Origin of the sequence: Ohtaekwangia sp. (assembly GCF_036568665.1) — a bacterium.
Classification (GTDB): Bacteria; Bacteroidota; Bacteroidia; order Cytophagales; family Cyclobacteriaceae; genus Ohtaekwangia.
Map to the genome: position 1 here is coordinate 1 of NZ_DATCSD010000093.1, position 13,544 is coordinate 13,544.

14 protein-coding genes are annotated in these 13,544 nt (G+C 45.4%); 5 read left to right on the forward strand and 9 right to left on the reverse strand.

Annotated features, from left to right (window positions below):
- The first annotated feature begins 1 nt into the window (after nt 1).
- Nucleotides 2–376 carry a DUF1573 domain-containing protein gene (locus VIN08_RS05000; RefSeq protein ID WP_331961146.1) on the forward strand — a complete coding sequence of 125 codons (375 nt, stop codon included), beginning with the start codon at nt 2–4 and terminating at the stop codon, nt 374–376.
- A gap of 47 nt (nt 377–423) precedes the next feature.
- Here VIN08_RS05000 and VIN08_RS05005 read toward each other — a convergent pair whose 3' ends face one another.
- Together VIN08_RS05005 and VIN08_RS05010 are read right to left on the reverse strand one after the other, a co-directional pair.
- Nucleotides 424–798 carry a DUF423 domain-containing protein gene (locus tag VIN08_RS05005; RefSeq protein ID WP_331961149.1) on the reverse strand — a complete coding sequence of 125 codons (375 nt, stop codon included), beginning with the start codon at nt 796–798 and terminating at the stop codon, nt 424–426.
- Nucleotides 799–821: 23 nt separating this feature from the next.
- Nucleotides 822–1,496: a YggS family pyridoxal phosphate-dependent enzyme gene (locus VIN08_RS05010; RefSeq protein WP_331961152.1), complete on the reverse strand. Its 675-nt coding sequence runs from the start codon at nt 1,494–1,496 to the stop codon at nt 822–824.
- Between the two features lie 113 nt (nt 1,497–1,609).
- Here VIN08_RS05010 and VIN08_RS05015 point away from each other — a divergent pair, with 113 nt between their 5' ends.
- Together VIN08_RS05015 and VIN08_RS05020 are read left to right on the forward strand one after the other, a co-directional pair.
- On the forward strand, nt 1,610–3,166 hold the full coding sequence (locus VIN08_RS05015) for a GH3 family domain-containing protein (protein ID WP_331961154.1): 1,557 nt from the start codon (nt 1,610–1,612) through the stop codon (nt 3,164–3,166).
- Nucleotides 3,150–3,779, forward strand: coding sequence for a LysE family translocator (locus VIN08_RS05020; protein WP_331961157.1), 630 nt, complete (start codon nt 3,150–3,152; stop codon nt 3,777–3,779). Before VIN08_RS05015 ends, VIN08_RS05020 begins: the two co-directional genes overlap by 17 nt.
- 168 nt (nt 3,780–3,947) lie before the next feature.
- Here the strand turns inward: VIN08_RS05020 and VIN08_RS05025 are convergent, their stop codons facing one another.
- From VIN08_RS05025 to VIN08_RS05035, 3 genes are read right to left on the reverse strand one after another with little or no spacing between them, the layout of a single operon-like run.
- Entirely contained in the window at nt 3,948–4,991 is a 1,044-nt protein-coding gene (locus tag VIN08_RS05025) for a VWA domain-containing protein (protein WP_331961160.1), read from the reverse strand.
- Entirely contained in the window at nt 4,984–5,934 is a 951-nt protein-coding gene (locus tag VIN08_RS05030; protein ID WP_331961163.1) for a hypothetical protein, read from the reverse strand. The genes VIN08_RS05025 and VIN08_RS05030 overlap by 8 nt, the downstream gene beginning before the upstream one ends.
- Nucleotides 5,931–6,809, reverse strand: coding sequence for a DUF58 domain-containing protein (locus tag VIN08_RS05035; protein ID WP_331961166.1), 879 nt, complete (start codon nt 6,807–6,809; stop codon nt 5,931–5,933). Before VIN08_RS05035 ends, VIN08_RS05030 begins: the two co-directional genes overlap by 4 nt.
- Before the next feature lie 280 nt (nt 6,810–7,089).
- Here VIN08_RS05035 and VIN08_RS05040 point away from each other — a divergent pair, with 280 nt between their 5' ends.
- Together VIN08_RS05040 and VIN08_RS05045 are read left to right on the forward strand one after the other, a co-directional pair.
- On the forward strand, nt 7,090–7,440 hold the full coding sequence (locus tag VIN08_RS05040) for a DUF4296 domain-containing protein (protein ID WP_331961169.1): 351 nt from the start codon (nt 7,090–7,092) through the stop codon (nt 7,438–7,440).
- Nucleotides 7,437–9,803 (forward strand): endonuclease MutS2, encoded by a 2,367-nt coding sequence (locus tag VIN08_RS05045; protein ID WP_331961172.1) that lies wholly within the window; start codon nt 7,437–7,439, stop codon nt 9,801–9,803. The genes VIN08_RS05040 and VIN08_RS05045 overlap by 4 nt, the downstream gene beginning before the upstream one ends.
- Before the next feature lie 283 nt (nt 9,804–10,086).
- Here the strand turns inward: VIN08_RS05045 and VIN08_RS05050 are convergent, their stop codons facing one another.
- The 4 genes from VIN08_RS05050 to VIN08_RS05065 all read right to left on the reverse strand — a co-directional run.
- Nucleotides 10,087–10,599 (reverse strand): hypothetical protein, encoded by a 513-nt coding sequence (locus VIN08_RS05050; RefSeq protein WP_331961175.1) that lies wholly within the window; start codon nt 10,597–10,599, stop codon nt 10,087–10,089.
- 119 nt (nt 10,600–10,718) lie between these two features.
- Nucleotides 10,719–11,390, reverse strand: a complete 672-nt coding sequence (locus VIN08_RS05055) for an ABC transporter ATP-binding protein (RefSeq protein WP_331961178.1) — start codon at nt 11,388–11,390, stop codon at nt 10,719–10,721.
- 129 nt (nt 11,391–11,519) lie between these two features.
- Nucleotides 11,520–12,308, reverse strand: a complete 789-nt coding sequence (lpxA, locus tag VIN08_RS05060) for an acyl-ACP--UDP-N-acetylglucosamine O-acyltransferase (RefSeq protein WP_331961180.1) — start codon at nt 12,306–12,308, stop codon at nt 11,520–11,522.
- Nucleotides 12,305–13,544 (reverse strand): bifunctional UDP-3-O-[3-hydroxymyristoyl] N-acetylglucosamine deacetylase/3-hydroxyacyl-ACP dehydratase (locus VIN08_RS05065; RefSeq protein WP_331961182.1); only part of this gene is annotated, 1,240 nt, incomplete at its 5' end. The genes lpxA and VIN08_RS05065, both read right to left, overlap by 4 nt.

Consider the following 13,544-nt stretch of genomic DNA (forward strand, 5'->3'; position numbering starts at 1 on the left):
ATTGGCGGCAAGTGCTTTCGCCCAGACTGCAAAAGTAAGCGGACCCGTTATCACGTTCGAGAAAAAGACGCACGATTTCGGTCAGATCGTTCAAGGTGATAAAGTTGAAAATGTTTTCAAATTCACCAATACCGGTAACGAACCGTTGATCATCACCAACGTACAGGTTACATGCGGATGTACTACACCAAAAGGCTGGCCTCGCGATCCGATCCAACCAGGTGGCAAAGGTGAAATTACTATTGCTTTTAACAGCGCAGGTAAAATCGGCCGTCAGGATAAAGTAGTTACCATCGTTTCTAACGCTGCTAACTCTGACGAAGCAAAGATATCTTTCACTACACAGGTTGTAGAGAAAAAAGAACAGCCTCAGTAAGCTGATCTCACCAAGATTTTAAAATAAAGGTCTCTATACGGAGACCTTTATTTTTTATATATACCTAATAGCAGGAAGACCCAGCCCAGGATCAGAAAAACTCCACCGATCGGTGTAACAGCCCCCAGCAATCCAAACGAAACAAAGCACAGCAGATATAAGCTTCCGCAAAACAGTAAGGTTCCGATCAGCATAAAGAGCGAAGCGTAGTGCAATTGTTTATTGTTATACCATTGCTGTAATATACCAATAGCGAGCAACGCCAGTGTGTGATAGAATTGATAGCGTGTTGCCAGTTCATACACATCGGCTCTGCCGGCCTGCACCAGCATGGGTTTAAGCGCGTGTGCTCCAAAAGCTCCTATACCTACAGCCAGACCTCCTAAAACAGCAGCCGATAATAATGTTGTACGTTGATTCATAGTGATTCGTGATTGAAATATACCTATACCGGATAGTTTCGGTGTCCAAATATAGCAGTGCCTACGCGGATCATCGTGCTTCCTTCTTCCATCGCTATTTTATAGTCGCTGCTCATGCCCATGGAAAGTTCTTTCATCATTACTGTAGAAGGCAAAGCAGTTGTTTTTAATTTTTCAAAGAAAGATTTCAGTCCGCGAAATTCTCTGCGTATCTGCTCCTGATTTTCCGTGAATGTAGCCATGCCCATCAGACCGATGATGCGGATGTTGGACAATTTTTTGAAAGCATCAGAAGTCAGCATTTCCATTACTTCCTCTTCTGAAAAACCGAATTTTGTTTCTTCCGAGGCAATGTGTAATTGCAGCAGGCAGTCGATGGTGCGTTGAACTTTTATTGCCTGCTTGTTTACTTCTTCCAATAACTTCAAACTGTCGATCGAGTGTATCAGGTGAACGAAAGATGCTATGTATTTTACCTTGTTGCTTTGCAAATGACCAATGAGGTGCCACTGTATATCTTTCGGAAGCGCCTCGTACTTGGGAGCAAGCTCCTGCACTTTATTTTCTCCGAATACGCGTTGTCCGGCATCGTACGCTTCGCGGATGCTCTCCACAGGTTGCGTCTTGCTTACGGCAATCAACTGACAGTTAACAGATAAATTTTTTCGAAAAGAATCAAGATTGGTCGGTATGCTCATGCGGTTTATTAGTGCTGTCGTGTACGTATTACGATCCTTTGTTACATCGGCTTTGTGAATGGTTAATTCATTCCTATTTTTGCCTTTTAATCCACCAAAGCTAACGCAAAAATATGGCGATCCTGGGTACGTTGCTGAAAAAAGGAATCCGGTTACGGGAAATGCTCGAACAAGAGTATACTTCGCCACTAGACTTGCAGAAGAAAGAACTGAAAGAGTTGCTGATCACAGCAAGCCAGACGGAGTTCGGCAAGCACTATAACTTTGCAGATATTCTGAGTGGCTTTCGCAAAGGTGACAAAGAATTTTACAAGCGCTATAAAAATCATGTGCCGGTTCACAGCTATAACAAAATATATGGAGACTGGTGGAAACTTGCGCTGAAGGGCGTGAAGAATGTTTGCTGGCCCGGACGTGTAAAGTATTTCGCGTTGAGTTCAGGAACATCGGAAGCTTCTTCCAAATATATACCTGTAACGAAAGATATGACGCAGGCAATTCGCAAGACAAGCGTGCGACAGATATTAACCCTTTCGAAGTATGACCTGGCCCCCGAACTTTTTGAGGCCGGTATATTGATGCTGGGAGGCAGCACGCACCTGAATCATAAAGGAAGTTTCTTCGAAGGAGATCTCAGCGGTATACAAGCGGCACGACTTCCCTTCTGGTTTCAACATTTTTATAAGCCCGGAAAGAAAATAGCACGCACCCGTAACTGGGATGCCAAACTGGATGAGATTGCGCGCAGAGCTTCGGAGTGGGACATTGGTATAATTGTAGGCGTACCGGCCTGGATACAGATACTGATGGAGAAGATCATCCAGTATCATCGCGTAAAGAACATTCATGATATATGGCCGAACCTGCGGGTATATGTACACGGAGGTGTGTCGTTCGATCCGTATCGAAAAGGATTTGAAAAATTACTCGGTCGCCCTATATTTTATATTGAAACATACCTGGCATCGGAAGGCTTCATTGCTTTTCAGGCATATCCAAACAGACGCACCATGCGTCTTGTATTGAACAATGGTATATTCTATGAGTTTGTGCCTTTCGAGGCAAAGAACTTTGATGCCAATGGTGAGATCAAGGCAGATGCAGAAACGTTTATGATCGATGAAGTAGAAGAAGGTAAAGAGTACGCTATCCTGCTTTCTTCGTGTGCCGGAGCGTGGCGTTACCTGATTGGTGATGTGATCAAATTTACTTCGCTCGAAGAAAGCGAGATTGTTATCACCGGCCGCACCAAGCACTTCCTGAGTTTATGTGGCGAACACCTTTCGGTAGATAACATGAACAAAGCTATCGAACTTGTGTCTAACGATTTTAATATAAACATTCCTGAATTTACAGTTGCCGGTATACCACACGGTTCGCTCTTTGCTCATCATTGGTTTATAGGTACGGATGATAAAGTGGATGCAAAAGCGCTGAAAGAAAAAATCGATCTGCACCTGAAGGAATTGAACGATGACTATGCTGTAGAACGAAGCGCTGCGTTGAAAGAAGTGTTGGTAGATGTATTGCCGGTAAAAACTTTTTATAGCTGGATGGAATCGAAAGGTAAGGTAGGAGGGCAGAATAAATTTCCACGCGTTATCAAGAACGCACAGTTAGACGATTGGAAAACGTTCCTCCAAAATCATTCGAATGGAAATCATTCTTAACGGAATCGTCTCAGGCATTGTACTTGCATTTCTGATCGGGCCGGTCTTTTTTACGATCATCCAAACCAGTATCGAGCGCGGTTTTGTAAGCGGTGTATTTGTTGCATTGGGTGTATCGTTCAGCGATGCACTATATATATTCGTATCGTACCTCGGCTTGGTGCAGTTCATGCAAGCCGAAAATTTCAGACACTATCTTGCGTATGGCGGTGGCATTGTGCTGTTACTCTTCGGACTATATTACCTGTTGGTAAAAAGTAAAAAACTCGCACACTATGATCCGCGAAAAATAGAAGCCCGCAGTTGGATTCGTCTGGCGGCAAAGGGCTTTATTATCAATGGCCTCAGCCCAATGGTATTGTTCTTCTGGATTGCCACGGTAGGCGTTGCAACGACACAGCTAGGCTACAACACCAACCAGGAAGCTTTTATATTCTTTACCACGATAGTTTGTACCGTATTCACTACCGATGTTATCAAAGCCAAACTTGCCGACAAGCTGCGCCTGCTCATGACGCCTTCGGTAATTCGCGTGATGAATATAGTATTGGGCATTGTACTCGTAATCTTTGCCGGGCGACTGATCCTGTTCCCGGATAATATACCGCATTGAGGCGGCTAGCTTCTGGTAAAAGCAGAAAGGGAAATGTATCCTATTATTGCTTTTGTTTTCTGCCTTCAACTTAATTTTCTGCGGAAAAAGATTTATTATATATAGCAACGTATCTCCTGTGTCACCCCGTATAAACCAGTAACCAGAAGCTGGCGGCCAGTAGCTAATTTAGTCTTGCAGTACGTTCGTGATAAATGTAGACTTCAACAGCAGCCATAACAAGAATAGCGCGATCGCCCATTGCAGATATACCATGTAGTAATCGGACGTGTCTTTGAAGCGTGTTTCCTTTATTTCAGCTTTCTCGTATTTGTCTATGCGTGCAAAAACCTGTTCGAGGGCTTTGTTATCGGTAGCGCGGAAGAATTGTCCGCCACCTATATCAGCCATTTTTCGCATGGTGGTTTCATCGATCGTGTTCTCGATCATCTGGGGTCTTCCAAAGAAATCTTTACCATACGGCACCATACCTTCTTTACCTACTACAATGGTATAGATCTTTATACCATACGCACTGGCTAAATCAGCAGCGGTAATCGGGTCTATATTTCCGGAGGTATTCTCGCCATCGCTCAGCAGTATACATACTTTGGATTTTGCTGTTGACTCGCTCATGCGATTTGTTACCACGGCCATGGCACTTCCTATAGCAGTGCCTTTTGTTTCGATCAACTCAAATGTTATATCATTCAGGTAAGAACGAAGCAATTCATAATCGGTAGTGAGTGGCGACATGGAGTAAGCATCTCCGGCAAATACCACAAGTCCGATCCTGTCTTGCACACGCCCATTGATAAAATTGCGTGCTACTTCTTTAGCGGCTTCCAGTCGGTTAGGAGTAAAGTCTTCGATCATCATCGACTGCGATATATCCAGCGCAATCATAATATCTATACCTTCGGCCCATTGCTCTACTTTCTCATTGCTCTTCTGCGGGCGTGCAAGTCCCAATATTACCAGCATCAACACTACCAGTAACAAAATCTCGGGCAGCAAACGTATATAGTTGATGGGCGATGTACGAAGATCTTTCTGTGTTACCGCTACGGGCAACTTCTGGTTGAATTTATACCGTAGCAACCAGCGAAGTATAAATAACGCGGGCGCAGCTATAAGCAGGTATAGAAGTATAGGATTCTCCCACGTGAAAGAACGAAAGGTGGAAGGCATAAACCAGTCCGGAGAATACCACGCTATTAAATCATTATCCATGCTTGATCTCCTGTAGTTTTGAGTGGAACCGTTGATCGGCAACTGCTTTGAGATTTTCCAGTGGTTCGATCACGTTGGCGTTGTGCCCATAGATGGCGCCATCGATAGTTTGCAGATTTCGTATCAGCGATTCATCCTGAAAAAAGTTACGGGCTTCGCGTGTAGTAAGCTTGGTATAGGGGCGTGCCTCCAGTTGTTCCATATATATTTTCCAGTGGGCCAGTGCCGCCTCCGTTGTAACAGACGAAAATGCATTGCGCAGGTGTGCCAGCTCGCGGGTATAGCTCTCCTGAAATTTACGATGGGCCGCCAGCATATTCTTGATGCGAAAATGTCTGCGAATCTTTTTGCCGAATACAAACCAGACCACCACAACAATGATCAGTAGCACGACAGCCACGGCTATAAATACCGGGTAATTAAATTCACCGGGCACATCGTGATAGGCTGTGCTCAGCTTCATGGGTAATTTATCGATCGCTATAGTATCAACACTGAAATTTACCAGTTGCGTTACCAGGATGGTATCCTGTGCAGAGTGGTACGTTACACTGTCCTTATTGAGTAATTGATATACCGGCAGGCTCAGGTATTGTTGTCTGTCTATTTCGAACGTGCTTACATAGTATATAACACTGTCGTAACTGATGCCATCGTCCGTAGAAGTAGGTTCATACTTTTTACTGTCGAACTCGAAAGGAGCGAAGTTATAGGAGCTGTCAGGGAAAACAATGTTCAGTTCCTGCGGGTAGCGTGCTGTGAGGTAAAAGCGTATAGGCTTACCGATGTAGAGGCTGTCTTCAATAAATCCACCGGTAACTTTTACGGTTTGCTTTTCCGGTGCTTCCTGTGCGTATACCGTCTGCGTTGCAGCCAGGCAGCCTACTGCCACGAAAAGGTATATATAGTAAATCCGGATATGCTGTACGATGGTGCGAATCATGTTGTCTTCAGAGATTTATTCCGTACTTTAAATAAACGCAGCAGTTTCGGTACATAGTCTTCTTCTGTATCGAGCGAGATAAAGTTAATCTCATGCTTGCGGCTGAAGCTTTGCAGTTCGGCTTTGCGCGCATCGTAATGTTTGGTGATCTTCTCACGAAAACCTCCAAACGATGTGTTGATCCACAGCGTGCGCTTGCTCTCTTTATCTACCACCGGTATAATGCCGAGCTTGGGTAAGCGCGTTTCGCGTTTGTCGCTTACGTGTATCACCACCAGGTCGTGGCGCTTGGCCAGTGCGCGCATGTTATCAAAATAGCCTTCATCAATAAAGTCGGAGATGAGGATCACCACACTTCGTCTGCGGATAGCGTTCAACGCGAAGGCTATTGCTTTTGATAAATTGGTTTTGAGTGATTTCGGTTGAAGATGCGCGAGTGTATTAATGATCTCGTATGCCTGCGAATGTCCTTTTACAGGCTTCAGAAATTTTTCCTTCTGATCAGAGTAACAGATAAGTCCTACATGACTCGATTCTTTTACGGCCGATAAGGTGAGTACACCACAAATCTCTTTGGCAAGGTCGGCCTTTGTTCTTCCCGGATTACCTATATCTTCGGAAGCACTTACATCGAGTATAAAGAAAACGGTTTGCTCTTTCTCCTCACGAAAAGTTTTTACAAATGTACCGTGCCCTTTGGCCGAAACATTCCAGTGAATCGTTCGAACATCATCGCCATATTGATAGGGGCGAACATCGTCAAACTCCAGACCTGTGCCTTTAAAAACGGAACGAAAATCTCCCTGCATCTGGCTGTTGATAGCCTTGCGTATCTGGATCTCAAACTTCCGTAATTTTTTTACCAGGTCTTTCATCGTTAACTGTTAACCGTTACACGTTAATTGGTATACGTTATTCGTGGTGTGAGGTGTGATGCGTAAGTAGTGTGCTGTTCCGGATTACGATGAGCGGATAACTTTTAACCATTAACGGTCACCGACTCCGGCAGAGTTATTGTTATATACCTGCCATGGCAGACAGTTTGTGTATAACCATAACGGTCAACGCCAAAAATAGAACTTTTATGATTATTTTGCCCCACCGAAGCCGGGGGATGTCCATTAAAAGATGACAAGAGGTTTTAAATATTGTGCCATGGCTGCAGCGCTCCTGCTGATTGTGACAGGTATGTGGTCGTGCGCTACCAAAGAAAGTAAGCCGGAAGGTATATTACCACCCGATGTAATGTCGAATACAATTGCCGAAGTGTTACTGGCCGAAGAGAAAGTAAACCATTTACACCTGACCAACGACTCGGCTAAAAAAGTATTTGCTGTTATGCGGGGCAAGGTCTTTCAGAAGACCGGTGTACCAGACTCTGTCTTCGACAGATCCATGAATTATTATATTGATCATCCAAAAGAATTGGAACAAATTTATACAGCGCTTGTTGATTCGTTGAATCTGAAAGAACAACGGGCGTCTGTACGTCCAGCAGAAAAATGATTTACCCCAGTGAGTTTGAAGATAAGTTAGGCTTTGTCCAGATACGACAAAAGCTGAAATCGTATTGTTTGTCCGATGCGGGTGCCGCATGGGTAGATCGTATGCGTTTCAGCTCGGAAGTTGATTTTATACGAATCCTGTTAAAGCAGAACCTTGAGTTTCTGCAGATCATTGAGAAGGGAGAGCCTTTTCCATCCCGCCATTTCTTTGACCCAACGGAGTGGCTACAGAAAATTACCCTAGAAGGCAATTGGCTGGAAGCAGAAGAGTTTTTGAATCTCGCCTATTCATTAGAGACTATTCTTGCCTGCAAAAATTTTCTGGGCAAGACCCACGAAATATACCCGGAGCTTTTCAAACTGGCGGAGCCTGTAACGGTAACCGCTGCGCTTGCTAAAACGATCTTCGAGAAGATTGATGATAAAGCACAGGTGCGCGACTCGGCCAGTGTGGAGCTGGCCAAAATACGCAAGCGCCTTCGCGAAGAACAGAGTCGCCTGAGAAAGCTGGCCGAGCAGATCTTTAAGAATGCCGTAGAAGAGAAATGGGTGCCCGAAGGTGCGCTGCCTACTATTCGCGAAGGACGCGTGGTAATTCCGATCCATGCCGAACACAAGCGCAGACTGAAAGGATTTATACTCGATGAGTCGGCTACCGGCCAAACCGTTTTTCTCGAACCAACGGAGATGCTGGACGCCAACAATGAGATACGCGACCTGGAGCATTCGGAGAAGCGCGAGGTGGTGCGTATACTCAAGGAACTGACGGACGTATTCCGACTGGAATTACCGGCACTGAGAACGGCCTATCAGTTTTTAGCGCAGATCGATTTCATTCGTGCAAAGGCAAAGTTCTCTATCGAGATCAATGCGGAGCATCCGATCATCGAGAAGCAGCCTGAGTTGATCTGGTATACTGCGAAACATCCGTTGCTATACCTGAGCTTGAAAGGTAAACGCGATATAGTACCGCTCAATATCGAGCTCGATCAGCAGGATCGTTTATTACTGGTATCAGGACCCAATGCCGGTGGTAAATCGGTGTGTTTAAAAACGGTGGGACTCCTGCAGTATATGGTGCAGTGTGGTTTGCTGATACCGGTATCAGAACGTTCGCGTGTCGGAATTTTTCAGGATATACTGTTAGATATAGGCGATCAGCAGTCGATCGAAAATGACTTGAGTACCTATAGCAGTCACCTGCGTAATATGAAAACATTCATTCAATCGGCAGGCAGCAAATCGCTGGTGCTGATGGATGAGTTGGGTTCAGGTACTGACCCGAATTTTGGTGGTGCTATAGCGCAGGCTATATTAGAAGAGCTATTGAAGAAACGTGTGTGGGGTGTAGCAACTACACACTACTATAATTTGAAATTGTTTGCCGGTCAGCGCCAGGGTATACGCAACGCAGCCATGCGTTTTGATGATATGAACCTGGAACCGCTATATATACTTGATATCGGTAAACCGGGAAGTTCATTTGCGCTGGAGATCGCGCGCAAGATCGGCTTGCCACAGCATACGCTGCAAGAAGCTGAGAAACTGGTTGGTAAAGACCTGGCAGGATTTGAAAAACTGGTGCGCTCGCTCGAGAAGGAGAAGCAGGCATTGAGTGAAAAGACTAAACGCGTGGAGCGCGAAGAAAGTGAATTGAAGCAATCGCTCTCACGCTATCAATCACTCTCATCCGATCTCGAAACGCGCAAGAAGGAGATCATCAACAAGGCAAAAGAAGAAGCTGCCAATTTGCTGAAGGATACGAATCGTGAGATCGAAAAAACGATACGGCATATACGGGCTAACCAGGCGCATAAGAAAGAAACGCAGAAGGTGCGCAAGAATTTACAAGACCTCACACAACGTGTAGAGCCCGAAGTAAAGACAGTGCCTGTGCGTACAGCCGAAGAGTTGAAGGAGGGCGATCGCGTGCGTATTATCGGGCAGGATAGCAGCGGTGTTATACTCAGTATACAAGGTAAAAATGCTACGGTGCAGTTTGGTGAACTGAAGTCCGTAACCAAGCTCGATAAACTGGAGAAGATAACGGGTGCTGTAGCAAAGGAGATGGCAACACGGTTGCGTACATCAGGCATTAATGTATATGAGAAGCGTTCTAACTTTAGCGATACACTGGACGTGCGCGGTAAACGTGTGGATGAAGTAATTCCGTTGCTGGATCAGTTTATGGATACGGCTATACTTCTCGGACAAGGTGAATTAAAAATACTTCACGGTAAAGGCGAAGGTGTACTGCGCAAAGTTGTGCGCGACCATCTGAAACGCTACAAGGAAGTTGCCTCGGCCAATGACGAACACGTGGAGCGTGGAGGTGATGGAATTACCGTGGTTGTGCTGAAGTAATTGTGAGTGGCCGATGGCTTTGGAAAGGTATATATAGCGCTTAACTGCTGCGAGAAGAAGTCGTTAAAAGTTAATGGTAACAGCTATTCGTTACACGTTGATCGTAGTGTAGCAATTTCAACTGAGGGAAACAATTTTGCCTTTCATTTCGACATTCATTGATCGATGTTCCTTTCGATATTCAGTTTTCGTTATTCGTGAAGCTGACAGTTAAAACAGATATACCTATAAAAAAGAGGAGGCTTCCTAATTGGAAGCCTCTTTCATTCAATATCTGTAGAGATTACTTCGTGAATACAAATGTCCAGTCACCGGCAACCGATTCGGTTCTTGCGCCCAGTACATAACCTGTTCCTGAGTAAGTGAAGTCCATCGTTAATGTTTTTGCATCTGATGATAATGAGTACGTAATAGGCACATCTGAAGAACCATCACCAAATTCACTGTCAAGGCGAATGATGCCGCTGCTTACGGCTGCCGGGTTAAATTTCCAGTTACCTGTACCTTTCCAGGGGCTCGCATCTACCTGCTTGCTGGAAGTAAGTGAGTAGGTATATTTTCCTCCCGCTGAGTACGTACCGGCAAACGTCAGTTTCAGGCTCGATCCATCAAAACGGTCATCGGTGGAACCACCAAATTTAACAGAAGACTCCGTGAGCGTCCAGGTGCCTTTTAATTTATCCAACTGAAGTTCTTCTTCAGTTTTATCGTCACCACCGCCACCACCGCAGTTTGTCAAAAATATACCTGCACTAACGAGGATCAGGAGCGATAAAAGTCTTGCTAAATGTTTCATTGCTTAAGGTTATTAATGTTACGAATATGAGCGTAAAATTTCTAAAATCAAAAATTACCCAACCGGTACTCTACTCCAAGATACGTCTTTAATAAGAACCAACGTGGGGTAGTAACCGCCTACTTAAACTGCATAATGTCAATTTTATGTGCATTGGCCGGATATTCTGACGGCTGGTTGCTGGCAATAAAAACCGAAGCGTGTGCGGGCAACTGCTGTAATTCATGCAGGTACCAGTCGAAGGCACGATGATCGAGATTCGTGCCGGGCTCATCCAGAAAAAGCAGGTTGGCCTCTGTAAAAAATGCCAACGCCAGCTTTACACGCTGCCGCATACCAGAAGAAAAATTTGATATATACTTATCGCGCGCATCCGTCAGGTACATGCGCTCCATCATTGCTGTTACCGTCATATTACCGCGAGGCTTCCGTAGTTTAAAATGGAAATCCAGTTGCTCGCGCAAGGTAAACTCATCAATCAGATCCATATAGGGAGTGGCAATGGCGATCTGCCGGAATATGGATTCGTGCGGCACTTCAACATCGCCGGATATATACTTTACCGTTCCTTTACTCGGTGGCATTTGTCCCCACAGCACTTGCAGTAAAGTAGATTTACCCGATCCGTTTGCCCCCGTAACAGCATAGGTATACCCTGGTTGAAACGTATAGTTCAATCCTCGGAATATCCACTCACGATTAAAGCGCTTGCCGAGATCATTCACCTGAATAGCCGGCCGTGCAGTGTCTGCAGCGTTTGCTGTGGTAGCTATAGCAGGAGCGTTATTCATGTGATGTCTTGTTCAGTGTAAAGATAACGATGTTCTGTATGTGAGATTCGTTCATTGATCTTTCGGCTATAGAAAAATAAAAAGCCTCAGAGGTTATCAGAGGCCTTTATATATATACTGTTATACAGGTTAATCGTTACTGCCATATCCTTTCATAATACCTCTTTCCGAATTACGGATGAAGTCGAGGATATAGTCACGTTCTGTACTGGCGCCAATTTCTTTCTCCACCAGGTCTATCGCTTTCGAGTTGTTGAGGCCCTTCAAAAAGATGAAGCGGTATATTTCCTGTATCTCGCTGATCTTCTCAGAAGTAAATCCGCGTCTGCGCAGTCCAACGGTGTTGATACCCGCATAGGAGAGCGGCTCACGTGCGGCTTTGGTATAGGGAGGTACATCCTTACGAACAAGCGAACCTCCGCCTATATAAGCGTGCGCCCCGATCTTGGAGAACTGTTGCACAGCACAGGCACCACCGAATATAGCGAAGTCATCGATGATCACGTGACCAGCCAATTGCACGGCATTGCCCAGTATGCAATGATTGCCTACGAGGCAGTCGTGCCCCAAGTGAGCATACGCCATGATAAGGCAATCTGTACCCACTACAGTTTTATATTTATCTATAGTACCACGGTTGATCGTTACGCATTCACGAATGGTAGAACGATCACCGATCTCAGTAGTAGTCTGTTCTCCTTTAAATTTGAGGTCCTGTGGTATACCGGAAATAACAGCACCCGGAAAGATCTTGCAATCTTTACCGATGCGTGCGCCTTCCATGATCACAGCATTCGGACCAATCCATGTACCGTCTCCGATCTCAACATCGTTTTGAACAGTAGCAAATGGCTCTATGATAACATTGTTACCAATTTTGGCCTCAGGATGTACGTTGGCTAGTGGATATCGGCTCATGAATCTTTACGAACTATACTGGCGGTCATTGTTCCTTCACATACGAGCGTATTTCCTACATACCCGCGGCCGCTCATTTTGGCAATTCCTCTTTTTATAGGTGCTAACAGATCGCATTGTATTACGATTGTATCGCCGGGAAGTACCATTTTTCTGAATCTGAAATTCTCGATTCCCAGGAAGTACGTCCAGTAATTTTCCGGATCAGGTACCGTGTTCAGCACCAGTATACCACCGATCTGCGCCATCGCTTCGATCTGCAATACGCCTGGTAAAACCGGGTTGCCCGGGAAGTGTCCTTGGAAGAAGGGCTCATTTACGGTAACATTCTTCACACCCGCTACACTCTCATTGTCAAGGTATATAATCTTGTCGATGAGCAGGAATGGATAACGATGCTTCAGGATAGTAGAGATCTTGTTGATGTCCATCACCGGAGGCAACGAAGGATTATACTTCGGTCTTCCTTTCTTGTCAGCCTCCTGCATGGCTTTTTTCAGCTTCTTCGCGAAAGCTACATTGGCTGCGTGACCCGGACGAGCCGCGAGCACTTGCGCTTTCAACGGACGACCTGCCAGTGTAAGGTCGCCTACTATATCCAGCAGTTTGTGACGTGCCGGCTCATTCTTATAGCGAAGCTCAATGTTATTCAGAATGCCTTCCTGCTTCACGGCAACTTTAGGTTTGCCCAGCATCTTGGCTATATTATCCAACTCATCATCCTGCACCACGCGGTCTACAATAACAATTGCGTTGTTCAGATCGCCACCACGGATCAGGTTGTTTTTATAGAGCATCTCCAGTTCGTGGAGGAAGCAGAAGGTTCTGCACGATGCAATTTCTTTTTCGAACTGACGGATGTCGGTGATCGAAGCGTGCTGACTACCAAGCACAGGTGAGTTATAGTCGATCATTACCGTTACGCGATAATCATCCAGCGGAAGTGCAGCAATCTCTACGTTGCGCGCAGTTTCGCGATAGAAAAGAGGCTCCTGTACTTCGAAGAAATCACGCAACGCGTTTTGTTCTTCCGTACCGGCACCTTTTAATACTTCTACAAACTGAATGGAGCTTCCATCCATGATCGGACATTCTGGACCATCCAGTTGAATCAATACGTTGTCGATTTCCAGACCCGTGAGTGCTGCCAGCGTATGCTCGATCGTGCTCACCTTGGCACCGCTCTGTTCAATGGTAGTACCACGCGATACATCCGTAACATTGTCGCAGTCAGCA